This is a genomic window from Archangium gephyra (assembly GCF_042230915.1).
GTDB classification, from domain to species: domain Bacteria; phylum Myxococcota; class Myxococcia; order Myxococcales; family Myxococcaceae; genus Archangium; species Archangium gephyra_B.
In genome coordinates, this window is the sequence record NZ_CP102578.1 from 1813781 (window position 1) to 1838040 (window position 24260).

25 protein-coding genes are annotated in these 24260 nt (G+C 69.5%); 16 read left to right on the forward strand and 9 right to left on the reverse strand.

All coding sequences use genetic code 11. The annotated features are described in order from the left end of the window. Positions 1-346 precede the first annotated feature (346 nt). From NR798_RS07235 to NR798_RS07265, 7 genes are all read left to right on the forward strand, one after another. Complete coding sequence (locus NR798_RS07235) at positions 347-940, forward strand: biliverdin-producing heme oxygenase (RefSeq protein ID WP_375770690.1); 594 nt, start codon at positions 347-349, stop codon at positions 938-940. Next, positions 921-3155 carry an ATP-binding protein gene (locus tag NR798_RS07240; protein WP_375770691.1) on the forward strand — a complete coding sequence of 745 codons (2235 nt, stop codon included), beginning with the start codon at positions 921-923 and terminating at the stop codon, positions 3153-3155. The genes NR798_RS07235 and NR798_RS07240 overlap by 20 nt, the downstream gene beginning before the upstream one ends. Then, positions 3155-3595, forward strand: coding sequence for a response regulator (locus NR798_RS07245; RefSeq protein WP_375770692.1), 441 nt, complete (start codon positions 3155-3157; stop codon positions 3593-3595). The genes NR798_RS07240 and NR798_RS07245 overlap by 1 nt, the downstream gene beginning before the upstream one ends. Next, the gene (locus tag NR798_RS07250) at positions 3592-4767 is read left to right on the forward strand and encodes an ATP-binding protein (RefSeq protein WP_375770693.1); all 1176 of its coding nucleotides are present in this window, start codon (positions 3592-3594) and stop codon (positions 4765-4767) included. Before NR798_RS07245 ends, NR798_RS07250 begins: the two co-directional genes overlap by 4 nt. Before the next feature lie 194 nt (positions 4768-4961). Next, positions 4962-5486, forward strand: coding sequence for an SAF domain-containing protein (locus NR798_RS07255; protein ID WP_375770694.1), 525 nt, complete (start codon positions 4962-4964; stop codon positions 5484-5486). Beyond that, positions 5483-6298 carry an SAF domain-containing protein gene (locus NR798_RS07260; protein WP_375770695.1) on the forward strand — a complete coding sequence of 272 codons (816 nt, stop codon included), beginning with the start codon at positions 5483-5485 and terminating at the stop codon, positions 6296-6298. Before NR798_RS07255 ends, NR798_RS07260 begins: the two co-directional genes overlap by 4 nt. Before the next feature lies 1 nt (position 6299). Beyond that, entirely contained in the window at positions 6300-6722 is a 423-nt protein-coding gene (locus tag NR798_RS07265; protein WP_375770696.1) for an SAF domain-containing protein, read from the forward strand. 193 nt (positions 6723-6915) lie between these two features. On the opposite strand, the gene NR798_RS07270 is transcribed toward NR798_RS07265, so the two are convergent. Next, entirely contained in the window at positions 6916-7674 is a 759-nt protein-coding gene (locus tag NR798_RS07270) for a hypothetical protein (protein ID WP_375770697.1), read from the reverse strand. A 369-nt stretch (positions 7675-8043) separates the two neighbouring features. On the opposite strand from NR798_RS07270, the gene NR798_RS07275 reads away from it, so the two are divergent. The 4 genes from NR798_RS07275 to NR798_RS07290 all read left to right on the forward strand — a co-directional run bounded on the left by NR798_RS07275 (position 8044) and on the right by NR798_RS07290 (position 11513). Next, positions 8044-9219, forward strand: a complete 1176-nt coding sequence (locus tag NR798_RS07275; RefSeq protein WP_375770698.1) for a hypothetical protein — start codon at positions 8044-8046, stop codon at positions 9217-9219. A gap of 22 nt (positions 9220-9241) precedes the next feature. Beyond that, entirely contained in the window at positions 9242-9700 is a 459-nt protein-coding gene (locus NR798_RS07280) for a SitI3 family protein (protein ID WP_375770699.1), read from the forward strand. A gap of 114 nt (positions 9701-9814) precedes the next feature. Beyond that, positions 9815-10318, forward strand: coding sequence for a HEAT repeat domain-containing protein (locus tag NR798_RS07285; protein WP_375770700.1), 504 nt, complete (start codon positions 9815-9817; stop codon positions 10316-10318). Between the two features lie 214 nt (positions 10319-10532). Then, positions 10533-11513 carry a DnaJ family molecular chaperone gene (locus NR798_RS07290; protein WP_375770701.1) on the forward strand — a complete coding sequence of 327 codons (981 nt, stop codon included), beginning with the start codon at positions 10533-10535 and terminating at the stop codon, positions 11511-11513. Between the two features lie 104 nt (positions 11514-11617). Here the strand turns inward: NR798_RS07290 and NR798_RS07295 are convergent, their stop codons facing one another. After that, positions 11618-12721 carry an RCC1 domain-containing protein gene (locus tag NR798_RS07295; protein WP_375770702.1) on the reverse strand — a complete coding sequence of 368 codons (1104 nt, stop codon included), beginning with the start codon at positions 12719-12721 and terminating at the stop codon, positions 11618-11620. A gap of 175 nt (positions 12722-12896) precedes the next feature. On the opposite strand from NR798_RS07295, the gene NR798_RS07300 reads away from it, so the two are divergent. Genes NR798_RS07300 through NR798_RS07310 form a run of 3 tightly spaced genes read left to right on the forward strand, consistent with a single transcriptional unit; the run spans position 12897 to position 15121 of the window. Further along, positions 12897-13433, forward strand: coding sequence for a hypothetical protein (locus NR798_RS07300; RefSeq protein ID WP_375770703.1), 537 nt, complete (start codon positions 12897-12899; stop codon positions 13431-13433). A 58-nt stretch (positions 13434-13491) separates the two neighbouring features. Then, entirely contained in the window at positions 13492-14421 is a 930-nt protein-coding gene (locus NR798_RS07305; protein ID WP_375770704.1) for a RimK family alpha-L-glutamate ligase, read from the forward strand. Further along, positions 14408-15121, forward strand: coding sequence for a 2OG-Fe(II) oxygenase (locus tag NR798_RS07310; protein ID WP_375770705.1), 714 nt, complete (start codon positions 14408-14410; stop codon positions 15119-15121). Before NR798_RS07305 ends, NR798_RS07310 begins: the two co-directional genes overlap by 14 nt. Before the next feature lie 14 nt (positions 15122-15135). Here NR798_RS07310 and mnhG read toward each other — a convergent pair whose 3' ends face one another. Genes mnhG through NR798_RS07340 form a run of 6 tightly spaced genes read right to left on the reverse strand, consistent with a single transcriptional unit; the run spans position 15136 to position 21118 of the window. Next, positions 15136-15495: a monovalent cation/H(+) antiporter subunit G gene (mnhG, locus tag NR798_RS07315; RefSeq protein WP_375770706.1), complete on the reverse strand. Its 360-nt coding sequence runs from the start codon at positions 15493-15495 to the stop codon at positions 15136-15138. After that, positions 15492-15770: a K+/H+ antiporter subunit F gene (locus NR798_RS07320; protein WP_375770707.1), complete on the reverse strand. Its 279-nt coding sequence runs from the start codon at positions 15768-15770 to the stop codon at positions 15492-15494. Before NR798_RS07320 ends, mnhG begins: the two co-directional genes overlap by 4 nt. Then, positions 15767-16255: a Na+/H+ antiporter subunit E gene (locus tag NR798_RS07325; protein ID WP_375770708.1), complete on the reverse strand. Its 489-nt coding sequence runs from the start codon at positions 16253-16255 to the stop codon at positions 15767-15769. Before NR798_RS07325 ends, NR798_RS07320 begins: the two co-directional genes overlap by 4 nt. Next, positions 16252-17892 carry a monovalent cation/H+ antiporter subunit D gene (locus NR798_RS07330; protein ID WP_375770709.1) on the reverse strand — a complete coding sequence of 547 codons (1641 nt, stop codon included), beginning with the start codon at positions 17890-17892 and terminating at the stop codon, positions 16252-16254. Before NR798_RS07330 ends, NR798_RS07325 begins: the two co-directional genes overlap by 4 nt. Beyond that, entirely contained in the window at positions 17889-18227 is a 339-nt protein-coding gene (locus NR798_RS07335) for a Na+/H+ antiporter subunit C (protein WP_375773735.1), read from the reverse strand. The genes NR798_RS07330 and NR798_RS07335 overlap by 4 nt, the downstream gene beginning before the upstream one ends. Next, a complete protein-coding gene (locus NR798_RS07340; RefSeq protein WP_375770710.1) occupies positions 18227-21118 on the reverse strand; it encodes a monovalent cation/H+ antiporter subunit A in 2892 nt (963 codons plus the stop codon). Before NR798_RS07340 ends, NR798_RS07335 begins: the two co-directional genes overlap by 1 nt. Before the next feature lie 172 nt (positions 21119-21290). Here NR798_RS07340 and NR798_RS07345 point away from each other — a divergent pair, with 172 nt between their 5' ends. Next, a complete protein-coding gene (locus NR798_RS07345) occupies positions 21291-21686 on the forward strand; it encodes a type II toxin-antitoxin system PemK/MazF family toxin (RefSeq protein WP_375770711.1) in 396 nt (131 codons plus the stop codon). 126 nt (positions 21687-21812) lie between these two features. Then, the gene (locus NR798_RS07350) at positions 21813-22913 is read left to right on the forward strand and encodes a hypothetical protein (RefSeq protein ID WP_375770712.1); all 1101 of its coding nucleotides are present in this window, start codon (positions 21813-21815) and stop codon (positions 22911-22913) included. 12 nt (positions 22914-22925) lie between these two features. On the opposite strand, the gene cglB is transcribed toward NR798_RS07350, so the two are convergent. Further along, a complete protein-coding gene (gene cglB, locus NR798_RS07355; protein ID WP_375770713.1) occupies positions 22926-24167 on the reverse strand; it encodes an adventurous gliding motility lipoprotein CglB in 1242 nt (413 codons plus the stop codon). Between the last annotated feature and the right edge of the window lie 93 nt (positions 24168-24260).

Genomic DNA, 24260 nt, shown 5'->3' on the forward strand with positions numbered 1-24260 from the left:
AGAATTCACGCCGGGTCCAGCTTCGCGAGCGGGGCGTGCCGGGAGCTCCAGGTGATCCGCAATCGCTCTCGGGGCCCTGACCGCTCGGGCTCCCTCCGGGCCGGGCAGGGCGCGAAGGCGGGCGCGTGCGCTCCCCGTTAGGTGAGGCCTCCCCGGGCTCCGTTTCCCTCCCGCGCCCCTCGCATCCGTCCCCTGGTGAACCGGCGAGCAGGCGAGAATGCGTCCCGCTTGCTCGCTTGCCTGCAGGGCTGGCGGAAGTTCGACACTTGGAAGCAAATCTCGTTCCCCACCCCTGGGCTCCATGGACATTCTCGAAAAAGCCTTGTTCCCCCCCGAGCCCCGCACCTTGTTGCAGACCTTGAAGGCGGAGACCCGCCCCCACCATGAGCGCGCCGAGCGTGTGGTGCGCCTGCTGTCCCCGGACCTCACCCTGTCCGGCTACCAGCGCCACCTGGAAGCGCTCTACGGCCTCTACGCCCCGCTGGAGGACTCCCTCGCGGCCTGCCTGGAGGGCCGCTTCCCCGAGCTGCGTCTCGCCGAGCGGTGGAAGGTGCCGCTGCTGGAGGCGGACCTGCTGGCACTCGGCCATGACGGCGCCTCGCTGGCCCGCCTGCCCCAGCACCCCGGCCTGCCCGCGCTGTCCGCGGTGCCCGAGGCGCTCGGCGCCCTGTACGTCCTGGAGGGCGCGACGCTCGGGGGACAGCTCATCCTGCGCCACCTCACGCGCCACTTCGAGGGCGCCGCCGTGGGGGGCTTCGCCTTCTTCCGGGCCTATGGCGAGTCCGTGGGGCCCATGTGGAAGGCCTTTGGCGAGGCCCTGCTGCGCGCTTGTCCGGACCCCGCGGCCGCTCCCCGGGTGGTGCGGGGGGCCCAGGATACTTTCGAGGCCTTCGAGGCCTGGCTCCGCGAGGTCCATGCCGATGCGCCCTCCTGTCTCTGAAGCCGACCTCTCCCAGTGCGAGCGCGAGCCCATCCACCTGTTGGGCGGCATCCAGCCCCACGGTGTGCTGCTGGCCTTCTCGGAGCCGGACCTCACGCTGCGGATGGTGAGCGCCAACACCGAGGCCCTGCTGGGGCGCCCGCCGGAGGCGCTCCTGGGCCGGCCCCTCTCGGAGCTTCTCCCCGCCTCCTCGCTCGTCCTGCTCACCCGGGCCCTGTCCCAGCCCACCCCGGGCACCCTGCGCCTGGAGGCCGCGGGCCGCTTCTTCACCGGCGTCCCGCACCGCAGTGACGGGCTGGCGGTGCTGGAGCTGGAGCCCACCACGGAGGGCACCCTGGAGGAGGAGGCGCTGGGCATGGTGGACCTGCTCCTCTCGCCGCTGGCGCGCGCCCAGGGTCCGCTGGGGCTGCTGCAGGCGGCGGCGGAGGCGGTGCGCGCGCTCACCAGCTTCGACCGGGTGATGGTGTACCGCTTCGACGCGGACTGGCACGGCGAGGTGGTGGCGGAGAGCCGCGACGAGGCCATGGACAGCTTCCTGGGCATGCACTTCCCCGCGAGCGACATTCCGGCCCAGGCCCGCGCCCTCTACACGCGCCACACGCTGCGGCTCATCGCCGACGCGCGCGCCGAGCCCGTGCCGTTGGTGCCTCCCGTGCTCCCCTCGCTGGGGCGCCCGATGGACCTGTCCGGCGCGGCCCTGCGCAGCGTGTCCTCGATTCACCTGGAGTACCTCGCCAACATGGGGGTGGGCGCCTCCATGTCCATCTCACTGCTGCGCGAGGGGCGCCTGTGGGGCCTCATCGCGTGCCACCACCGCACGCCTTTGATTGTCCCGGCCGCCACGCGCCGCGCTTGTGACGTGCTGGCCCGGCTGTTGTCGCTGCAGCTCGCCTCCGAGGAGCGCGCCAGCGTGTCCGCCGAGCTCGCCCGCCGCGCCCACCTCCAGAACCAACTGGTGGAGCGGCTCTCCGAGCAGGCGGGGACGCTGCCCGTGGCCCTCGCCGCTCAGGCGGACCTCCTGCTCGGGCTCACCGGCGCGGGCGGGGTGGCCCTGCTGCTCGGCCAGTCGCCCGTGCTCGTGGGCCACACGCCCTCCGCCGAGGACGTGAAGGAGCTGGCCACCTGGCTCGCCGGGCAGCACTTCGATGGCACCTTCCAGACGGAGCGGCTCGGCCGGCTCCACCCGCCAGCCGCCGAGTACACGGACGTGGCCAGCGGGCTGCTCGCGGTGCGCCTGGACGCGGCCTCCCCGCGCTTCCTCCTCTGGTTCCGCCCGGAGGTGGCGCGCACCGTCACCTGGGCCGGCAATCCCCAGAAGCCGGTGGTGCCCGGTCCCGGGGCCAGCCGCCTCCACCCGCGCGCCTCCTTCGACGCGTGGAAGGAGACGGTGCGCGGGGCGGGGACGCCCTGGATGCCGGAGGACGTGGCCTCCGCCCTGGCCTTCCGCTCGGCCCTGGTGGGCGTGCTGCTGCGCCATGCCGCCGCCCTCGCCCGCTCCAACGCGGAGCTGGATGCCTTCAGCGGCACCGTGGCGCACGACCTCAAGGAGCCCCTGCGCGGCATCCAGCAGTACGTGGGCTTCCTCCTCGAGGACCATGGCGAGGAGCTCGGCGAGGACGGGCGCAGGCAGCTCGAGGAGGTGCGCTGGCTGGCTGGCCGCACCCAGGGGCAGATGGATGCCCTCTTCGAATACAGCCGCGCGGGGCGGGTGGAGCTGGCCTGGGGCGAGGTGGACATGCAGGAGCTGGTGGACGAGGTCCTGCTCACCGTGTCCGCCCGGCTCCAGGAGAACCAGCTGGAGGTGCGCCTCCCCCGGCGGTTGCCCCGGGTGGAGTGTGATGGGGTCCGCATCCAGCAGGTCTGGGCCAACCTCCTCACCAATGCGGCCAAGTACCACCTGTCGAGCGGGCCGCGCTGGGTGGAGCTGGGCTTCCACGGCCCGGGCGAGCCCCTGTCCCACCCGGCACGGCGGCGGCCGGATGAGTACGTCTTCTACGTGAGGGACAACGGCATCGGCATCGCCGAGCGTTTCCACGAGGACATCTTCGAGATGTTCCGCCGGCTACACCCCGCCCATTCGTATGGAGGCGGCAGTGGGGCCGGGTTGGCCATCGCACGCAGGCTCGTCCGGTTGCACGGGGGCGAGCTGTGGGTGGAGTCCTCGCCCGGCCAGGGCTCCACCTTCTACTTCACGCTGGGAGAGAGGCCCCGCTGATGCAACGGCCCCTGCTGCTCGTGGAGGACACGGACTCGGACGCGGAGGCCCTGTTGCGCGTGGCCCGCAAGCTGCCGCTGTCGGCGCCGGTGGTGCGGGTGCGGGATGGCGAGTCGGCGCTCGACTACCTCTTCCAGCGGGGGGCGTACGTGGATGCGCCGCGGCCGGTGCTGGTGCTGCTGGACCTGAACCTGCCGGGCATCGGTGGCCAGGAGGTGCTCGCCCAACTCAAGGCCGACCCGGCGCTGCGCTCGCTGCCCGTCATCATCTTCTCCAACTCCACCGAGGCGCGGGACGTGAGCACGGCCTATGCCGGAGGCGCCAACAGCTATCTCTTCAAGCCGAGTGGAGCCACCGAGCTCCAGGAGGCCGCGCGCGCGCTGGAGTGCTTCTGGTTCAGCGCCGCGCGGCTTCCCGGGCTGGAGGAGCCCACGGGATGAGCTTGCGTGTGCTCCTCGTGGACGACAGCCTCGCGGACCAGCGGGCGCTGCGGCGGGCGCTCGAGAAGGACATGGGGACTCAGTGGGAGGTGGAGCTGGCCAGCTCCGCCGAGGAGGCCCTGGAGCGTCTTCGGCACCCCCCGGTGCCCGACGCGCTCGTGCTGGACTTCCACCTGCCGGGCATGGACGGGGTGTCGCTGCTGCGGGAGGTGCGTGAGCGGTGCAAGGAGCGCGCGCCGGCGGTGGTGGTGTACACCGGCAGCGGCAGCGAGGCCGTGGCGGTGGAGGCGATGAAGGCGGGGGCCCACGACTACCTCCTCAAGGAGTCCTTCAGCCCGGAGCGCCTGCGCCACAGCCTTCACACCGCGGTGGAGACGGTGCGCATGACGCGCGAGCTGGAGGATCGCCGCCGCCAGGCGGAGCGCGCGGAGCGGGCGGCGCGCGAGGCGCTCGCGGTGCGTGACGAGTTCTTCGCCATCGCCACGCATGACCTCAAGGGGCCGCTGCAGAGCATCCTCCTGAGCACCCAGCTGCTGCGCCGCCAGCTGCCGCCGGAGGCGCAGACGTCCGGGGTGAAGACGCGGCTGGAGCAGATATTGCGGGGCACGCAGCGCATGGGCGAGCTGATCGACCACTTCCTGGAGGTGACGCGGGGAGGGGAGAAGCCGCTGAAGCGCGAGCGGGTGGACCTGTTCGCGCTGGTGCGCGCGAAGGTGCGCGAGCTGGGGCCGTTGGGGGCGACGCACCCGGTGCACCTGCACGTGGAGGGCACGGACTTCCAGGGCAAGTGGGACGAGGCGAGCCTGGAGCGGGTGTTGGACAACCTGCTGGGCAACGCGGTGAAGTACAGCCCGAAGGGCGGCTCCATCGACGTGTGGCTGAGCGAGGAGTCGCCGGGGCCCGAGGGCTGGGTACGGATGCGGGTGCAGGACCAGGGGATGGGGATTCCGGCGGAGGATCTGCCGCACATCTTCGAGCGCTTCCGCCGGGGCCGGAACGTGGCGCCGGTCATCTCGGGCAGTGGGGTGGGACTGGCGAGCGCGCACCGGCTGGTGGAGCTGCACGGCGGAACGCTCACGGTGGAGAGCGAGGAGGGCAAGGGCTCGGCCTTCACCGTGCGCCTGCCGCGAGGGCTGAGCGTGCGCGATTCCCAGGTGGAGCAGTCGGCCTGACGCTTCAATCCCTTTCAGGTGAGAGGATTGCCCCAATTCCTCTCATACGCCCGGGGCGCGTGTCTTGACCGCGGCCGAGGTGCCCGCCACTGTGAGCGGAGCCCCTCCCGGCCGTGGTGTTCGCGAGGCGCACCGGGTAGAGTGCGTGCCATGCGATTCAATCCATCTGAATGCGGGCACCCGGGGGGGCGCCCGTGAGCGCCCCCCGGAAACCGCTGCACAAGGGACTGCTCGCCTTCGGCATCATGGTGGGTCTGGCCGTCGGCGGGGTGGTCACCACGGTTGGCGCGGCGCTCATCTCGGACAGCCTCATCCGGAAGGCCAGGCAGGAGACCCAGGACAGCTGGAAGCTCGTCCCGGTCGTCATCGCGAAGCGCGACTTCGAGCCCGATGAGGCCGTGTCGCTCGACGACGTGGCGCAGCGCGATGTCCCCGAGCAGCTCGCCACGTCCTCCATGGTGCGTCCGGACTCGGCGACGTACGTGGTGGGCCAGAGGCTCACCGTTCCCGTCCGCAATGGCGAGCCGCTGCGCTGGGCGTTCTTCGAGGGGGCCAAGATGGAGGAACGCAAGCGCGAGGAGCTCCAGCTCTCCACGTTCCAGGAGCTCCAGCTCTCCAATGCGTGCGAGCGCGCGCTCGACCTGAAACCGGACCGCTCCAAGGCGGATCGGACCGTGGGGCGGATCCGTGAGCGGCTCGTCGCGGGGGGCTCGCCATGAGATCCTTCCTCTTGGGTGCGCTGATCGGCCTCATCGTGAGCTGCGCGGCCGTCGGCCTCTTCGTGGCTCACACCACTTCGAAGCGGCTCCGCGAGTTCCGCTCCTACTGGGAGCCCACGCCGGCCCTCGCCCTCACGCGGGACATCGCCGAGGCAGAGAGGCTCCAGGAGGGGGACCTCGTGGAGATCCGCCTCCCGGCGCAATACGCCTCGGAGTCGTTCATCCCGCCCGCGGACAAGAGCGTGGTGATCGGCAAGGCCACGAGCCTGGCGATGGTGAAGGGAGACGTTGCGAGCTGGTCGCTGTTCTCCCAGCTGGAGGGCCAGCGGCAGGTGCGGGCCTGCGTCGCCGACGCGCGTGCCGCCTACACCGCGGCCGGAGAGCAAGCGAGGGATGCGGCGCTCGAGGCCTTCTCGCGGCGCAGTGGCCCACCGCCCACGAGCCCACCGCCCCCGGTGCCCGCCTTGAAGTTCGACGCGAAGGGCCTGACGCCCGTCGTCGTGGTGACGCAGGCGGTGGAGCAGGGCGAGCCGATTCCCGCGTCGGCGCTGGAGGTACGGCGGATGCCCCGCGCGCTGACGACGCCGAGCCTTGTCCCCGGCGATGCGTTGGCGTCCGTGGCGGGAGCACTGGCCGTGGTCGCGCTGCAGCCGGGAGACGCGCTGCGCTGGCAGTTCCTCGATGACCCGGAGCAGCCGCGCACGATGGGAACCTGCATGGTGCAGGCCGCCTCGGCCGTCGGCACGCGGCACGCCACCGTGGCCAACGCGCGGGCCGAGGCCTTCTTCGGTGTGGCCAGGGAGGGCCGCTGACATGCGTTTTCACCACCTGCTGATGCTCGCGCCGGTGCTCGTGGTCGTCTTGGGAGCGAAGCCCACGAAGGTGCCCCTCGCCCCCGATTCCGAGCAGGTCCCCATTGCCGTCGCGGTGCGGGACATCGCGGCGGGCGAGCTCGTGGCCCAGGAGGACGTTGCCCAGGTCCTCGTGCCCCAGGAGTGGGTCACCTCGTCCTACGTCAAGGCGGACTCCGCCGTGTACATCATCGGACAGCGCGTGCGCCTGCCCGTCATGCAGGGAGACCTGTTCACCTGGCCCGTGTTTGATTTCTCGACCGCCACGGTCAGCGAGCATTGCGCCAGGGTGACAGGCCAGCTCACGACGGCGGCCGAACAGGTGGCGCGCTCGCGACAGGTGCTCCTCGAGCGCCCGAAGCAGAACGCCCCGGCGAGGCCCTGACGGCACGGACACACGGGAGGCCGAGCTGCGCACGCTGAAAATCGCGTCCATTTCCCCTCGCCCTCCGGGAGAGGGACGGGGTGAGGGTATCGGGTGAACCCGGGTTGAACCCGTTGCCCCCACCGGGGGCCACGGATTGAAGAACGGGCTCGGGCACCCGCACCCTGAGCCTCGCCCGAGGGAAGAGGGAACATCAGGGGCCGATGGAAGTAGGGGCGCGGGGCGTGGCTCCCACCGCGACGTAGCACTTGCCCTGGTAATCGGCTGCGCCCTTGGGACACGGCGGGCGCTTGGCCAATTCGAGCCAGCACCCACCTCGGAGTTCGACTTCACCCACGAGCGCATCGCACGGAGGCTTCTTCTGTTCCGCGAAGGGCTTGTCGGGCATGGGGAAGCCCTCAATCCCTGTCACGGCCCCGTCACTCAAACCGGTGAAGATTGGCTTCTCCGCCATGGAGCGCACTTCCTGGGAGCGCACCGCCTGCAGGTGCACGGTGGCCCGAGGCCAGAGGAGCACCGCGAGAGCGAGCAGCGAGGCCAGCCCCAGGGCACCACCGGGCGAACCGAGCCGGCCCGCCGGACGCGGACGAATCTCTTTCGCGCCTCCCGTCAGGTGGGCGCACGCTTCCGGCCGGGTGTCGATGCGCACGAGGGCCGCGGCCCAACGCTCGAGCATCCATGTCAGCTGCCGCGGTTGTCCGTTCGCGGGCGCGTGCTCCACCTCCAGCGCGAGGTAGGGCGGGGTGACGTTGGCGGTGGCGCGCACCTGCCAGTCCTCTTCGGCCCGCAGATCTCCTTTGGGTCCGGGCATGAGCACCAGGGCCGGTTTGCCCGTCTCGCTGTGACGCGCCTCGTACAGGCGCCCCAGTCCGCCGCCGATGGCGCGATAGCGCAGGCCGACGCGATACGGCCCCACCGAGCTTCCGTTCCACGGGTTGTCTTCTTTTTTCATGGAGTCCTCCCGAGCCCGGGTTCCTAGCACGGCGGTGTGGCGGATGACCATACAGGTCTTCATGTCCCGCCCCGGCCATCCCACGTCCGCAGTAGGGTGACGAGCCTCGTACGCGTCCACCCGCCGTCCGTGTCGGACGTGCTCTTTAGAGTCCTGACCCGTTGTGCCTACCCAATAGGAGGTGAGGGAGTGCACATGCGCAACAGGTGGCGTGGACTTGGGTTGTTGCTGCTGGTGCCCTGGATGGCGGGCTGTGTGAGTGGGCCCTGGGTTCGCCTGGATACGGGCCGGGGCCCGGTCATCGTCCACAGACCTCAGGCCGCCGAGCCCCCGCCATTGGAGATCCGTCAGGAGGAGTTCGTCCAGGCCATGACGCAACTGGTGCTGCTCATGCCGTTGACACTCTCGCCGCCGCAACGGGAGGGCGGGGTGGTTCTTGCCGCCTGGGGAGGGACACGGGATCCGCTCCAGCAGTTGCTACGGAGGCAGTGCTCGCCCTCGGAGCCGCCGGAAGGGTGCCTCATGCTGCCTGAGAACGCGCCACCTCCGGAGACGCTGGAGCGCCTGCGGCTGGCGCTCTCGTTCGCCATGGACAGCGTCTGGGCGGGGGCGAGGGGGCCCCTCGGTGAGCTCGTCGACCCGGTGGCCTTCAAGGTGATGGTGTACACGGCGATGAGCACCTATCTGCTGACGTTGATGATGCCCGACCCGGTGACGAAGGGACTGGCGGCGGTGCTCACGGTGTATTTGGTGGCGTACCTGGGGCTGGGGCCGGTGTGGTCCATGGTGAAGGCGGGGTGGGTGTTGCTGGAGGAGTCCGAACGGGCGAGGACGGTGGAGGAGGTGAAACAGGCGGGCGAGCGCTTTGGCCGGGTGCTGGGGGACAACGGCATGCGCGTGTTCCTCCTGCTGGCGGTGGCGGCCATCGGGGGGCAGACGAGCTTCGTGGGCAGAGGGCCGAAGCTGCCCGGTTTCAATCAGGCGGCGCTAGCGTCCGCGGCGCGCACGCGGGTGAGTCTGGCATCAGCGGGGCAGGTGAGGACCGTGGTGCTGGGGGCCAGGGGACTGGTGGTGGGGCTGGCGCCCACGGCGGTGGCTGCCAGTGCCCTGGATTCGGGCAGCGAGGCTCCACCGCCCAGGAAGGGGCGTCTCACCGGACAACCCACCAAACCGGGCCCCAACGAGAAGCACGAGGACAACCTGAAGGCCATTGAGCGGGAGAATGAATCGGCCCGCACCCTCGCCGACAACGGCTATGATGTGGAGCAGAACCCTCCCCGGAATCGCTACAACAAAGAACCTGATTATAAGCTGAATGGAGAATACGCGGACTGCTACGCCCCCAGGACTGATAATCTGCGTAATGTCCTGTACACAGTCTCCAAAAAAGTGAACGAGCACCAGGCAGACCGGATTGTTCTCAATCTCGACGACAGCAGGTTGACGCTTGATGCTCTCCAGAAGGGACTCTTGGAGAATCCCATTCCGGGTTTGAGTCAGATGCTCGTGCTCAAGGGCGGGAAAATCGTATGGGTATATCCATGAGGTACCAGGCTGGGAGGATGGAATGGCAATCGACTATTTCCTCGAGCTGGCAACCCGTTTGACAACCACACGGGCATTGGAACTGCTGTCCAGTCGGTTCCCTGGGTTGGTCTGGGGGGAAGATCGGTTTTTCTTGTTCGACGCTTCAGTCACCATCCATGCCACGGAACCGGGCACGCTGGCGAAAGAAATCATCGCGGACGCATTCCATTTCACTCCAGCGTTGACGGTTGGTTTTCGCTACCCCAAGGACCCGGAGCAGTATGATGGTTTCAGGAAGATCCTGCTGGATGCGGCCCTGCTCCTGTTGGAGCATGCTCAAGACGCGGTTCTCCTGGTGAATGGAGAGAGCATCGTCCTGCAGCGGCTCGGCGGGAAACTCACCTTCAACTCCGAACATTCCATGTGGGATGAAGACTGGCTGAAAAGTCGGCTGCTCATTCCCTTTGAATGCCGTTCCTTGCCATCACCGCAAATGTAGGGTTGTGCAGCGGCGCGGTTGTTTTCGGGTGACTGGGGCACGGCTCCTTCAGGGCGGCGTCCCGTGGAAGGTGTCGGGCTCGGATGGAGAATGCTCTTTCTGGAGGAGGGTCACATGGACGATAGAGAACGAGTACGGCACCTGACCTCCCATGACAAAGAGGAGGTCCTTGAAGCCCTCCGTGAGCTCAAGCTGGACAAGGAGACCCCACCCTCCGATGAGGTCGTGGATGCTGGGCTGGAGTTGATGAAGAGCCTGGATTCCGAGCTGCGGTATGAGGCCGTCTGGGCTCTGTGCCTCCATTGGGGACACCTGCGTACGCTCCCCATGCTCCGGGCGATGCTGGAGGGACAGGAGAAGGAGCTGGAGGTGCAGATCATCGCCGCCCGCTCCATCGGTTCGATGGTCGAGCGATGGGGCCACCCTGATGAGCAGTCGTTCAGGGTGCTCGCGCGTGTCGCGCTGGATGAAAGCGCGGCCGCTGAGCTCAGGGGGGGTGCGTATACCAGCCTTCGTGCTGCCGCCGGACTGCTCCCGCCAGAAGAGGAAGCGCGTCTCGAAGAAGATATCCGCCACCTGGATGTGGATTGGAAGTGGTTGCGCGCGATGGCCGGTTGAAGCCCTGCGGTGAGCGAGAAATCGCCTGGCCCTTGGGCGCTGCTATCCTGCGCCCCTCATGCCCGCGTGCCCGTGCTGCCAGGAGGTCCTGACGCCTGCCCTTCTGGGCTTCGGTGGCCGCCGCCTCGCGGGGGACTGCGATGTGTGTGGTGAGGCCGTGTGCCAGGCCTGCCTGCACCCGGGCTCGCCTCCCAACGGCGGCCCCACCCCGCGAATGTCCCGGGGGAAGGCCTGCGCCAGTTGTCTGTGGGATGCGTCCACGGCTCGCGGGGAGCAGCCGTCCTTCCCCGAGCCACCGGGGCGGCGCAGACGGGCGAAGCAGGCGGCCTGCGCGCATCCCCATGCGGTGCGGTGGATGCGGTGCTGCCCCACCTGCGGCGCCGAGCTGCCCTGGGAGGCCGAGCACGACAACCCCGTGTGCGACGCGTGCGGAGCGCCCTCCCATCTTGCCTTCAACTGCTGCTGGGCCTGCGGCGAATCCTTCGGTGAGGACAACGAACCGGGGGACACCGCCGAGGGCTACGCACTCGCCTTCGACTGCCGCTCCCGGAAGTGCCAGGGGCAGGTGGCCTGGCTCATGCCGTACTGCCCCTGGTGTGCGGCGGCGCAGCGTTGGCAACCCTCTCCGGAGCCGGACGCGCCCGCCTGCGTGGAGTGCGAGGCGAAGCTCGAGCCCACCTGGGCCTTCTGCGTGTCGTGTGGCGAAGAGGCACCGCTGCCCGAGGATTGCTTCGAGTGCGGCGCACCGCTCGAGGAGGCGGAGTGCGCCGCGCGCTGCGAGCACTGCGGGCGGATGGTGTGTGGCGAATGCTTCGGCGACTACACGCTACCGAAGGCCGGTGGCCCCGGCGTACGTGAGCTGCTGTTGTGCTCGACGTGTGGAGGGGAGCTCGGGGCTTCTCCCGTCTCGGAAGACGTGCCCCCTGCTTCCGAGCCCCGCACGGATGAGGCTCCGGAGGACGAAGACGAGCCTCCCGCGGCCCGGGACGTTCCGCCCCCCAGCAGCCCGTGGGAGGTGCTCGGCGTGGCTCCGGGCACGCCCCTCTCCGAGGTGAAGCGGGTCTACCTCGCCCTCATCACCCAGTACCATCCGGACAAGGTGGCGCAGTTGGGTCCGAAGCTCCAGGCGCTGGCAACGGAAGAGACGCGCCGACTCAACGAGGCGTGGAGCGAGCTGCGCAGGCGGGCCAGTTGAGAACTGGGGAAGGTGTCAAAGGACTCGTTCCGACACCTCGCCGTTGATGACGGGCATGCTCGTGGCGAACGGGTACGAGGCGCGGAAGGCGGGCAGCATGCGGACTAGAGACCCTGCACCCGTACGGGGGAGTGGCGGGGGGGTCTGCCCCAGGTCCATACCGTGCCGTCTCCCTTGAGCACCATCGCGTGAATGTCACCCGCTGAAACGGCGATGACGCCGGAGAGGCCCTGCACCTGCACCGGAGCCGGATGTAGATCGGTGGAAGAGCCGGCATGAATGAAGCCCCAAACCCAGACAGTGCCGTCCCTCTTCAGAGCCATCGAGAAACCACTGCCGGCTGAAATGGCGATGACGTCGGAGAGGCCCCGCACCCGCACGGGGGTGTGGTGGTCGGTATAGGTGCCGTCTCCAAGCCGGCCAAAGGAGCTTTTGCCCCAGGCCCAGACAGTCCCGTCTCCCTTGAGCGCGACCGAGAAATCGTCTCCTGCTGAAATGGCGGTGACGCCGGAGAGGCCTTGCACCTGCACCGGAGTGAAGCGGGGGAGGGTGGTGCCGTCCCCGAGTTGGCCGTCGTCGTTGCTGCCCCACGTCCAAACGGTGCCGTCCCCCTTGAGCGCCAGCGTGTGCCAGCCGCCCGCCGAAATGGCGGTGACTCCCGAGAGGCCCTGGACCTGGACCGGAGTCGTGCGGGGCAGGGTCGTGCCATCCCCGAGCTGTCCTTCGGTGTTGTCACCCCAGGTCCAGACGGTATCGCCCTTCAATGCCACCGTGAGCGAGCGGCCCGCCGAGATGGCGGTGACGCCGGAGAGTCCCTGCACCTGCACGGGAGTGGCGCGGTGGGTGCCGGTGGCGTCCACGAGTCCGCCGGCCGTGTTGTAACCCCAGGCCCAAACGGTACCGTCTCCTTTGAGCACCGCGGTGTGAACGACGCCCGCCGAAATGGCGGTGACGCCGGAGAGGCCCCGCACCTGCTCCGCCGTGGCGCGCTGGGTGGTCGTGCCGTCCCCAAGCTGGCTGAAGTCGTTACAACCCCAAGCCCAGACGGAGCCGTCTCCCTTCAGCACCATCGTGTGACACTGGCCCCCCTCCGCTTGAAGCACCCCCTTGGGCGCGTCCGAAGGGGGCCTCGGGGCCGGACGACATGCGAGCGCGAGCGCCAACAGCCCCACGGCCACCCTGGAGCACCACCCACTTCCGTTCCACATACGCGAGCCTCGGTTCGAGTCCTTCGGGATTGAAGCCCTCCTGGCGGGGGCCTGGCCATGGGGTTCTCCGTCCTATCTCTCGGGAAATGATAAATCCCCACGCAACTTCGATCCGGGAAGTCCGATAATTCCCCCATCGCACGAACCGCCCGCGCAGTTGGGGTGAGGAGAAGCCATGAAGAAGGTGGGATCTGGGGGGTTCTCCCCCACGCTGCAGAAGCTCGTGAAGGACGCGTCCGAGTCGGGCAAGCAGATTGGCGCGCCCAAGCTGAACAAGGCACTGAACGGGCTGCACCTGGGCCAGCTGAAGAAGATGGATCAGAGCCAGCTGCGCGACCTCTTCGAGAGTGCGCCCCTCACGTCCAAGGCGCGTGCGCTGGCGGAGAAGCTGCTGAACGGCGGCGACGGCCGGGTGAAGGTGAAGATGGACGAGCCCACCCCCACCCAGCCCCCCACCGTCGGCACCAAGCCCCCCCTGGTGAAGGTGAAGATGGACGAGCCCACCCCCACCCAGCCGCCCATCATCAACACCCAGCCCCCCCTGGTGAAGGTGAAGATGGATGAGCCCACGCCCGTCCAGCCGCCCATCATCAACACCCAGCCCCCCCTGGTGAAGGTGAAGATGGACGAGCCCACCCCCATCCAGCCTTCCCCCATCACCCCCAGCCTCCCCGTGGTGAAGGTGAAGATGGACGAGCCCACGGGCTTCTGAGCCGGGCCGCGCCGGGCGATGATGAGGGCGCCCCTTCCGGGCGCCCAGGTGAGGACACGTGAAGACGGTCGCCGTCATCGGCTCGCGCAACGACGAGCACACCCGCTACGTAGCCGAGGCCGTGGAGCGCCGCCGGGCCCGCGCCCTCCTCGTGGAGACCGCCAACGTCCCCGAGTCCGCCACGCTGACGTGGGAGCGTGGCGCGGTGCGCTATCAGGGGGTGCGGCTCGACGACGTGCGCTCGTTCTACATCAAGCGCGTGCAGCTCTCGCTGCCCATGCCGGACCCCGCCGGCCTGCCCGAGCGCAACTTCCCCTCCTGGCAGGAGCAGTACATCGCCGAGCGCGAGCGTCACTCCTTCCTCCAGTCCGTGTTGCGCTCGCTGAACCAGCGGGGGCGCACCTTCGTCAACCCGTTCGAGACGCTCGAGCTGCACTACCTGAAGCTGCATCAGCTCGCCCTGCTGCAGCGGGCCCGGGTGCCCGTGCCCCCGAGCCTCGGCACGTGCGACCCCGAGGCCGTGCGCGACTTCGTGCGCCAGCACGGCTCGGTCATCTACAAGCCGCTCGGAGGCGGCGCGCTGGTGCGGCGCGTCAACGCGGAGGACCTCACGGACGAGCGGCTCCAGCTCCTGGGCAACTGTCCCGTGCTCTTCCAGGCGGAGATCAAGGGCGACGAGTTCCGCGCCTACGTGCTGGACGGCGAGCCGGTGGCGGCCTTCCGCATCCCCACCGAGGGCGTGGTGGATGCCCGGGAGAACCTCGCGCACGTGAAGCCGGCCCGGCTGCCCGAGGAGGCCTGGCGCGTGTGCCTGCGCGGGGCGCGCGCGCTCGGAATGGTGTTCACGGCGGTGGACCTGCGGCGGGACGCGGAGGGGCGCTTCGTCGCGCTCGAGTTCAACCCGACACCCGCCATCTCCTACTTCGATGACCCCCGGCGCGGGAAGGTCATCTCCCGGCTGGCGGGGTTCCTCGTTGCGAAGGCCTGAGCGCTCCAGCGGTTTCTTCATCCCCGACCTCGTCGACAACGTCTTCGGCGAGGGCTGGCGGGGCCCCTCCGCGGCGCTCGTCGAGGCGGCGCGTTGGATGCACCCCCAGCTCGTGGACCCGGCCGTGGCGGCCGGTGTCCGCGCGGCCTTCACCGACGGCGGGCGCGTGCCCCACGTGTGCCTCTCGGACGCCCTCCAGCCCTCGCTGGCCGGCTCCGTGCACGAGGCCCTGGGCCGCGCCCGCTTCGTGCCCCACCACCACGCTCCCTATCCGCTCTCCATCGCCCGGCGCGAGGAGCAGGAGCCCTCGGCGCTGACGGGCTTCGTCCAGTGGCTCGGCACCCAGGCGGCCGCCGAGTACCACGCCTGGCTCGTGGGCTTCCCCCTGCGGCTCTTCCCCCGGCAGGTGCAGGTGTCGCGCATGGGGGTGGGCGAGCGTTTCCCCACCCACGTGGACACCGAGGACGAGGGGCTCGCCGTCGTCTACAACTTCACCCGGCCCTGGGAGGAGCGCTTTGGCGGCGTGCTCGTCTTCCCGCACCCCTCCGGCACGTGGGACGAGCTGCGCATTCCCCCCCTGTTCAACTCCGTCTTCATCTTCCGCTCCCGGGGCGTGCCGCACGGGGTGACGCAGGTGACGCCGGAGGCCGGCGCGCACTGGCGCTACACCGTCACGTCCTTCTTCCTGGCCGGGAGCTGAGCGCCCCGAGGGCGTCATTCAGCGGGAGGGGGCGTGTCCCCGGTGGGCACCGGAATCTCCGTGCCCCGCAGGCGCCCTCTGAACACCGCGGCGCGCATCAGGAACACGGTGGTGACCGGGCCGGTGAGCGCGATGAACACCGCGATGAGCAGCGCATGAACGTAGAGCTGCCTGTGCTCGAAGGAGGCCTGTACTACCGTCGCGAGCGTGAGGCTCCAGGTTCCGAGCGTCGCGCCCAGGGTTGGCGCGTGGACGCGCTGGAAGAAGCTCCGCAGGCGCAGGACGCCGAACGAGCCAATCAGTGCCGCCAGCGCGCCGAGCGCCGCGAGCAGACCCGTCACGGCATCCACCCACGGTGGCGTCGGCGCGCTCATTCGATGATCTCCCCGCGCAGGAGGAACTTGGACATCGCCGTGGAGCCCACGAACCCGAAGAGGGCGATCAGGAGGGCCGCCTCGAAGTAGGAGCTGCTGCGGTAGATGAGCCCGAGCGAGAGGATGACCAGCATCGTATTCACATACAGGCAGTCGAAGGCCAACACGCGATCCTCCGCCCTGGGCCCGATGATCATCCGCGCGAGGGCCAGCATCATCGCGAGGGTGAGACAACCGAGGGCGAAGGCCAGTGACCAGGAGAGCAGCGGGCTCATTCGAAGATCTCCATGAGAGGACGCTCGTAGTGACGCTTGATGAACGCCACCAGGTCCGCCTCGTTCTGGATGGCGAGGACGTGCAACAACAGGACGCGATTGTCCGCCGAGAGCTGGGCCCAGGCGGTGCCCGGCGTGAACGTGACGATCATCGCCAGCGCGGCCAGGCCGCTCGCATCCCGCAGCTCGAGCGGAATGTGGACGAAGCCGGAGCGGATGTCGCGTGAACGCCGCGTGAGGATGGCCCACGCCACCTCGGCGTTCGAGCGCAGCATCTCGAGCACGACCCGTCCGAACAGGCGTGCCATGACGAGGGGCCTGCGCATCCGCACCGGGGCCGGCCTGAGCCTGGCGGTCACCGCGGGCCAGAAGAGCGCCAGGACGGTGCCGAGCACCAGCGTCCCCGCGCTCAATGATTGCATGAGCAGTATCCAGAGCAGGAACAGCGCCACCGAGAGCACGGGGGAAGGAAGGAGCCACCTCATCGCGCGGCCTCCGGCGCCGGGGGCGGCATCCGCACCTGGGCGCCAAGGACCGCGCCGGTGTACCCGCGGCGGTCATAGAGGGACCGCGCTGTCGCACGCGCGAGCTCCATCGTGGGGGCAGCCGCGAGCGTCAGCGCTCCGCACGCGGCGAGGAGTGCCACCACGGGGAAGCCCTCCGCCGCCCGGACCCGGGGCGGCTCGCGCTGCATCTCCGCCCAGAAGGTGCGGATTCCAGTTCGCGTGAGCGCGAGGAGGACGAGCAGCCCGGACCCCAGCAGCCCGCCAGCGAAGAGCCAGGCGCGGGTGGGAATGGACCGGGTCTCTTCACGCACCTCGAGCGCCGCCGACAACATGCCGAGCTTGCCGATGAAGGTCGCCAGGGGAGGCAGGCCGGAGATGAGCAGCGCACACGCGACGAAGGCCAGCGCCAGCAAGGCGGTGGTCGCGGGGAACGGCAGCGCGACGAGCGGCTCCTCCTCGTCGTCGAGGTTGACCTCCTGCGCTTCGAGCGTCGCGCTCAGGAAGGGCGCCTCATCCACGACGGTCGCGCCCGTCCGCCAGCGCTCGATGAGATCGACGAGCAGGAAGAACACGCTGGAGGCGAGCGTGGAGCTCACCAGGTAGAACACCGCGCCGCCGAGAACGGCCTCCTCGCCAAAGCCAAGCGCCGCCAGGAGTGTTCCGGCGGAGACCACCACCCCCCAGGCCGCCTGCTCCGCGAGCCGGTGCGAGGCGAGCATCCCGAGGGCCGCGAGCACCGAGGTGGCCAGCCCGAACGCGAACAGCCCGTCCGCACCGAAGCCCGCCAGCGGTCCCCCGGCGAACATCAGCGTCCACAGCCGCACCAGCGCGTAGATGCCCACCTTCGTCAGCACGGCGAACAACGCCGCCACCGGGGGCGTCGCCGACGCGTAGGCGGGGACGAGCCAGAAGTTGAGCGGCCAGGCCGCCGCCTTGGCCAGGAAGGCCACCGCGAGGATGGCCGCTCCCGCGTCGATGAGGTGCCGGTTGGCCACGGCTCCCTCGGACAATCGCGCGGAGAGCTCCGCCATGTTCAGCGTCCCCGTGATGCCGTAGATCATCGAGGCGCCGATGAGGAAGAGGGACGAGGCGGCGATGTTGATGGCCACGTAGGGCACACCCGCCCGGACTCGCGGTCTTCCAGACCCATGCAACAACAGGCCATAGGAGGCGGCGAGCAGGAGCTCGAAGAAGACGAAGAGGTTGAAGACGTCCGCCGTGAGGAACGCGCCGGACAGCCCCATGAGCTGCAGTTGCACGAGCGGGTGGAAGTGAACGCCCGCGCGGTGCCAGCGCACGGAGGCGAAGGACAAGGCGCAGGCGCCGAGGAACCAGGTCAGCACCAGCATCTCGGCCGAGAGGCGATCCACCGCGAGCGCAATCCCGAACGGCACCGGCCAGTTGCCGGGGAGATAGGCCACGACGCCGTATTCCTCTACCCACGCCAGCAGCGCCACCGCGGCGCCGAGTCCCAGGAGCGCGGAGAGCATCCCCAGCACCAGCTTGGCGAGGCGCTTGCCCTCGCCCAGGAGGAGCATCACCGCGGCCGTCAGCATCGGCAGGAGGATGGGCGCCACGAGCAGGTGGGGCATCAAGGCTTGAACGAGCGTCTTCATGCCTCGGTGCCGTCCACGTGATCGGTCCCCGTCATGCCGCGCGAGGCCAGGATGACGACCAGCAGGAGCGCCGTCATCGCGAAGCTGATGACGATGGCCGTCAGCACGAGCGCCTGGGGGACCGGGTCGGTGTAGTGCGCGAGATCCCTCGGGACGCCGTCGACGAGGATGGGCTCCTTGTCGATGGCCAGGCCGCCGATGCTGAAGATGAAGAGGTTGACCGCGTAGGAGAGCAGCGACAGCCCGACGACGAGCTGGAACGTGCGGGGCCGGAGAATCAGCCACACACCAGAGCCCGTCAACACGCCGATGGCGAGCGCGAGTACCACCTCCATCATTCACCTCCCGAGAGCCGGTGCGCGCGGATCGACTGGTGAGCGAGCGCCACGAGGATGAGCAACGTGGAGCCCAGCACCAGGCAGAACACGCCCAGGTCGAAAACCATCGCACTCCCGATGTGGAGCTCGCCCAGGACCGGAGCGTTCCAATGGAAGGTGTGCGAGGTGAGCAGCGGATAGCCGGGCACGAACGACCCCGCGGCCGTGCCGAGCACCAGCAGGAGCCCGGTCCCGAGCAGCGCGCGCGGCGCCAGGCGCAGGCGCTCCTCGACCCACGCGGTTCCGGAGACGAGGTACTGGAGCAGGAAGCCCACCGACATCACCAGCCCCGCCACGAAGCCGCCGCCGGGCGCGTTGTGCCCGCGCAGGAAGAAGAACGTCGCCACCACTCCCGTCACGGGCAGCAGCAGGCGGACCAGCACCGCCGGCACCATCAGGTACCCCACCGCGGTGTCCCGCGCCAGGCGAGGGTTCACCAGATCCGTCTGCAAGTCCTTCGGGAGGGCCTGCTGTTGGGGCGGAAGCGCCATGACCTCGGCCGCCGGCCGGAAGCGCCGCAGGAGCGCGTAGACCGTGAGCGCGACGAGCGCCAGCACCACGCCCTCCCCGAAGGTGTCGAACCCACGGAAGTCCACCAGCATCACGTTCACCACGTTCCGCCCGCCTCCGCCACTCAGGGAGTTCTCGAGGAAGAACGAGGTGCGCTCGGGAAAGTCCCGCGTCATCACCGCGTAGGCCAGGAGCGCCATTCCACCACCGGCACTCACCGCGACGAGGAAGTCGCGGGCTCGCCGGCCCCTGGCGACCCTCGAGGTGTGTGCATCGTACACGCCGCGGGCCGGCTCGCGCGGCGGAAGCCACCGGAGCCCGAGCAGGATGAGCAGCGTCGTCACCACTTCGACGGTGAGCTGGGTGAGCGCCAGGTCCGGCGCGGAGAACCAGATGAACGTGACGCAGCTCACCGCGCCCGTGGTCCCCAGCAGCATGAGGGCGGCGAGCCGGTGGTACTTCGCCTGCCATGCGGCCCCCACCGCCGCCACGCCTCCAATCACCCACAACGCGATGAACGTCGGCGAGAGGGGCACCAGGGGGCGATCCCCCTTGCCCATGCCACCCCACAGCGCCAGGACGCCCACGCTCAGCGTGACCACCACCATCGCCAACAGCTGCCGCTGGAGCCCCGCGGTGAGCAGCCAGCGGCGGGTCCATCTGCTCCAGCAGGTGAGCCGCGTCAGCAGTGACGTGAAGAGCCTCGCACCGTCCAGCCGCTCCAGGAGGCGGTTGCCGGGGCGCTCCCGCCTTGCCTCCAGCCGCCGGACCACCCGGTACAACACCGCGCCACCGCCGAGCGCCAGCGCGCTCATCAGCAGCGGGGGGGTGAACCCATGCCATATCTTGAGGCTGTACTCCGGGGGAGGGCCGCCCACGACCTGCCACGCCGCGGCCTCGAGCAGGGGTCCGATGGACACGGCTGGCGCGATGCCCACGACCAGGCACAGGAGGACCAGCACCTCGACGGGGACGCGCATCCACTTGGGCGGCTCCTCCGGGACGCGCGGCGTGTCCCGCGCGCTGGCGGGTCCGAAGAACACCTCCGCCGAGAACCGGAGCGAGTAGGCGACACTCCCCATGCCCGCCAGGGTCGCGGCGATCGGCAGGCCCCACTGGACGGCGGGAATGGCGTCGATGAAGACCGTCTCCGCGAAGAACATCTCCTTGGACAGGAAGCCATTGAGCAGCGGGACTCCCGCCATCGCCGCCGTGGCCACGACGGCGAGCGTCCCGGTGATGGGCATCAGCCGGAAGAGCCCCGACAGCCGCCGGATGTCCCGCGTCCCCGTCTCATGATCGATGATCCCCACCGCCATGAACAGCGAGGCCTTGAACGCCGCGTGATTCATGAGGTGGAACACCGCCGCCACCGCCGCGAGCGGGCTGTTGAGCCCGAGCAGCAACATCACCAAGCCCAGATGCGAGATGGTGGAGTAGGCGAGCAGCCCCTTCAGGTCGCGCTGGAACAGCGCCGCCCACGCGCCGAACAGCAGGGTGACGAGCCCCGCGGACCCGACGAGCCAGAACCAGGCCTCCGTCCCCGACAGCACCGGCCACAGGCGCGCCAGCAGGAACAGGCCCAGCTTCACCATGGTCGCCGAGTGCAGATACGCCGACACCGGCGTCGGTGCCGCCATCGCGTTCGGCAGCCAGAAGTGGAAGGGAAACTGGGCGCTCTTGGTGAAAGCGCCGAGGAGGATGAGGCAGAGGGCCACCGGGTAGAGCGGGTGGGCCCCGAGCCCCCTGGCGCTCCCGAGGACGGCCTCCAGGTCGTAGCTGCCCGCGGCCTGGCCGAGCACCAGCAGCCCGAGGAGGAGGCACAGGCCGCCCATCCCGGTGACCGTGAGCGCCATCCGGGCCCCGCGCTGGGCGTCCTTCCGGTGGTTCCAATAGCCGATGAGCAGGAACGAGAAGAGGGACGTCAGCTCCCAGAAGAAGGCCAGCTGCAGCAGGTTTCCCGACAGGACCACGCCCAACATCGCGCCCATGAAGGCCAGGAGGAAGGCGAAGAACCTCGGCACGGGATCCGACGGCGAGAGGTAGTACCGCGCATACAGCATCACCAGCGCGCCGATGCCGAGGACGAGCATGCAGAACGTCCAGGAGAGGCCATCGAGCCGCAGGACCAGCTCGAGCCCCAGCGAGGGCACCCAGGGGAGACGCTCGACCCACAGCCCTCCCCCCTGAACCCTCGGGAAATGGAGCGCCACCCCCACGAGCCCCACGAGGGCGGTGAGGCCCGCGAGCCCGGCCGCGCGGTTGCGGGCACTCGTGGGCAGCAGCGCCGCGATGACGCTGGAGACCGCGGGGATGAGCAGGAGGGCAAGCAGCGGCATCGTTCGCTTCCCTCTCCGTGCTTGGCGGCATGGCCCCGCGTGCCCCGAGTCCTCTTGGGCATCGCGCCACCATGAGCAGTCCTGATGCGCGGGGCAAGCGAAAGGGCGGCGGCGGCCGCGCGATGGTTGAGTGGGTGGCAGAGCCTCGCGCATGTCTATGATGACCGCGCACATGACGACGAACCCAGGAGAACCCACGGGCACACGTTCCGCGCGGATCAACCGCGGGGACGTGTTCTGGATTGCGCCAGATGACTCACGAGGGCCTGTCCCTGACTACTCCCATCCCCACGTGGTGGTTCAAGACGACGTCTTCAATCACTCGCGCATCACCACCGTGGTGGTGTGTGCATTGACGTCGAACCTCCACCGGGCGAACGAGCCGGGCAATGTCCTGCTCGAGGTGGGGGAGGGGAACCTTCCCAAGCAGAGCGTCGTGGTCGTGTCGCAGATCTCCTCGGTCGACAAGGCCCGCCTGGGTGAACGGATCGGCTCGCTGTCCGACACGCGGGTGGAGCAGATCCTGGCCGGCCTGCGATTCCAGCAGGTGTCGTTCTTCGGGCGGTAGCCCCGGACGGGCCCTCACTCCGCGTGGGGCCCCAGCCATGCGCCGGGTGGAGTCGGATCTCTTCTCTTCTCGCCGTTGGGCTCTACAATCCCCGGCGTGATGAACTTTCGACCTTCACGTTGGGGTGTGGTGCTGTCTCTCTCCCTGGTGCTCGGGCTGTGCGGCCCGGCGCCGAGTGCCTGGGCCGCCAAGGGCGCGCGGGGCGCCAGCTCGGCCAAGAAGGCCAAGAAGGCCAATGCCCGCAAGGGTCCCCAGCCGAAACTGCTCCTGCCCGCGGAGGACGCCGAGCTCGAGCCGGGCAAGGTCATCTTCGCGTGGAAGGTGGTGGCGAAGCTCGTGCGCCTCGAGGTGGCGCGCGACGACCAGTTCACCGACACCGTCGTCGACAAGCCCGTGAAGGGGCGCAAGGCGGTGCTCTCGCTCGAGCCCGGCACGTACTACTGGCGGGTCACGGCCCCGCGGAAGACGCCTTCCGACCCGCGCCGGCTGACCGTGATGGGTGCCGAGCCGCAGGCGCAGCCGGAGCCGCTGGCCCAGGCGCAGCCGGAGCCGCAGGCGCAGCCGGAGCCGGTGGCGGCCGGAGGCCTGGGGTTGGACCTCACCGCGGCCACCTCCCCGAGCGCGGCTGCTCCGAGCGACGCGGCCCCCGAGACCGCCCCGGCCTCCGCCGAGGTGCCGAGCGGCGCGGCTGAGCCCCCCGCACCGGTGGTGGCCGAGGCGGAGCAGTCGGCGTCCTCCTCGCAGCGCGGTTCGAAGAAGGTGTGGAGCTTCTTCATCGGTGGCTCGGCCGCGTATGGCACGAGCGCACCCCACTCGATGGCGGCGCTGCGGTACGAGGTCAGCGCCGCGGTGCGGCTGGCGAATCCCTTCGAGTTGAGCCTCGCGGTGGGTGGCACGTCGATCAGCCCGCTCGGCACCCGGGACGCGACCTGGCCGTACTACACGTGGATCGGACAGGTCTACGCCGACCTCGGCGGGCGGTACCGGCTGGTGCGTTTCGACAACGGCGCGCTGTTCGGGATGGTGGCGGGGCGGGTCTCCTTCTTCACGGGCAAGGAGGAGCTCCGCGGCTTCCTCGTGGATCGCGGTCCGTTCTCGGCCGGTGCCGGCATCGCCTACCGCTTCCGCGCAGGCCTCCCGCTGGAGCTGGGCCTGCGCGGCAACCTCCTCACCGGCAACAAGCTGGGCGGCGAGCTCGAGTTCGGCCTGCGCGTGCTGGTGTTCTAGGCGCGGCGAGGGCTACTGCCGCTGAATGGCGCGCACCTCGATGTCCACGGGGTCGGCCGTGGTGGTGCGCTGGAGGCGCTCGCACGTGGAGCCCAGGAAGACGAGGCCCTCATCCTGGAGTCTCCAGGTGTCCTCCCCCGGCGAGACGCGCTCCTCGTCGAGGTAGACCACCACCAGCTCCTCGGCGCTCGGGCGCTCGGAGGCGGCGAAGCGCAACACGCAGGCGTCCTCCCCGGTCACCTCGTCGCTGATCCTCCTGAGCGCCTCGGCCAGCTGCTCCTTGTTGGCCGCCTGGTAGAAGAGACGGTTGCACTGGCCCGCGAGCTCGTCGCACGTGTCACCCGCGCCGCAGTCGGCGTCCTGCGCGCACGAGCGCGAGAAGCCACCCTCCCGGGCCATGGCGTTGAGCACGTCGGTGCCGGTGCCGGTGGCCGTCTCCGCGCCGAAGCCGATGACGATGGTCTGGATGCCCTTGTCCTTCAGCGCCTTCACCGCCGTCACCGAGCCATCCTGGTCGAGGCAGCCCAGCGTGCTGTAAGGGGCGGACATGCAGAACTCGGGGTTGGACAGCGTGCAGCGGCAGTTGGGGCTCGGATAGGGGGTGGAGTTGTCCGGGTTGCAGTTGGGGAGACCGTCGGTCAGCAGCACCACGAAGTTGGAACGGAGCTCCGAGCGCAGCGGCTCGTACGCGCCCAGGAACTGGAGGCTCACACTGGTGGGCGTACCGCCGTCCGGCGTCTTCACCTTCGGGTCGGCCGAGTGGTTGCGGATGGCCTGGAGCTGCGCGTTCACGCTCTGGGCGTTGGTCTCGAGCGTGGCCGCGTCATCCGACTCCGTGGAGGGCAGGGCGACGGTGAGCCCGGCCGTCCCGCCGCAGTCATTCCTGACCACCTCGCCCAGGTGCGGGTAGGTGGCGAGCCCGAAGCGGGCAATGGAAGCGCTGCTGGTGAGGAAGCCCTGCATCGCGTCCTGCAACGAAGACCACCGCGTGGGGCACCGGACGGTGTCGCACGGATTGCTGGGGGCGCCACACTTCACGCCCCCCGGGTTGCAGGCGGCGAGGGACGGGTTCACCGGCTCCGTCATCGAGCCGGACGTATCCACCAGCAGCATCAGGTTCGGCTTGGCCTTGCGTGTCTCGACCCGCCGGTTCTTCGTCGTCTGCGAGATGGCGAGCGGCGCCACCTCCTCGAAGTCATACGTCTGGCAACCCGTGGCAAGGAAGACGCTCAGGAGGATGAGCGAAGCGCGCATATGTCGTTGTTCCCCGAAGACGGGCGCTGGAGTTCCCCGCGCCCACAGGACCGGCCCCGAAAGGCCTCGACGCTACCTCCTGCCGTGCGCCGA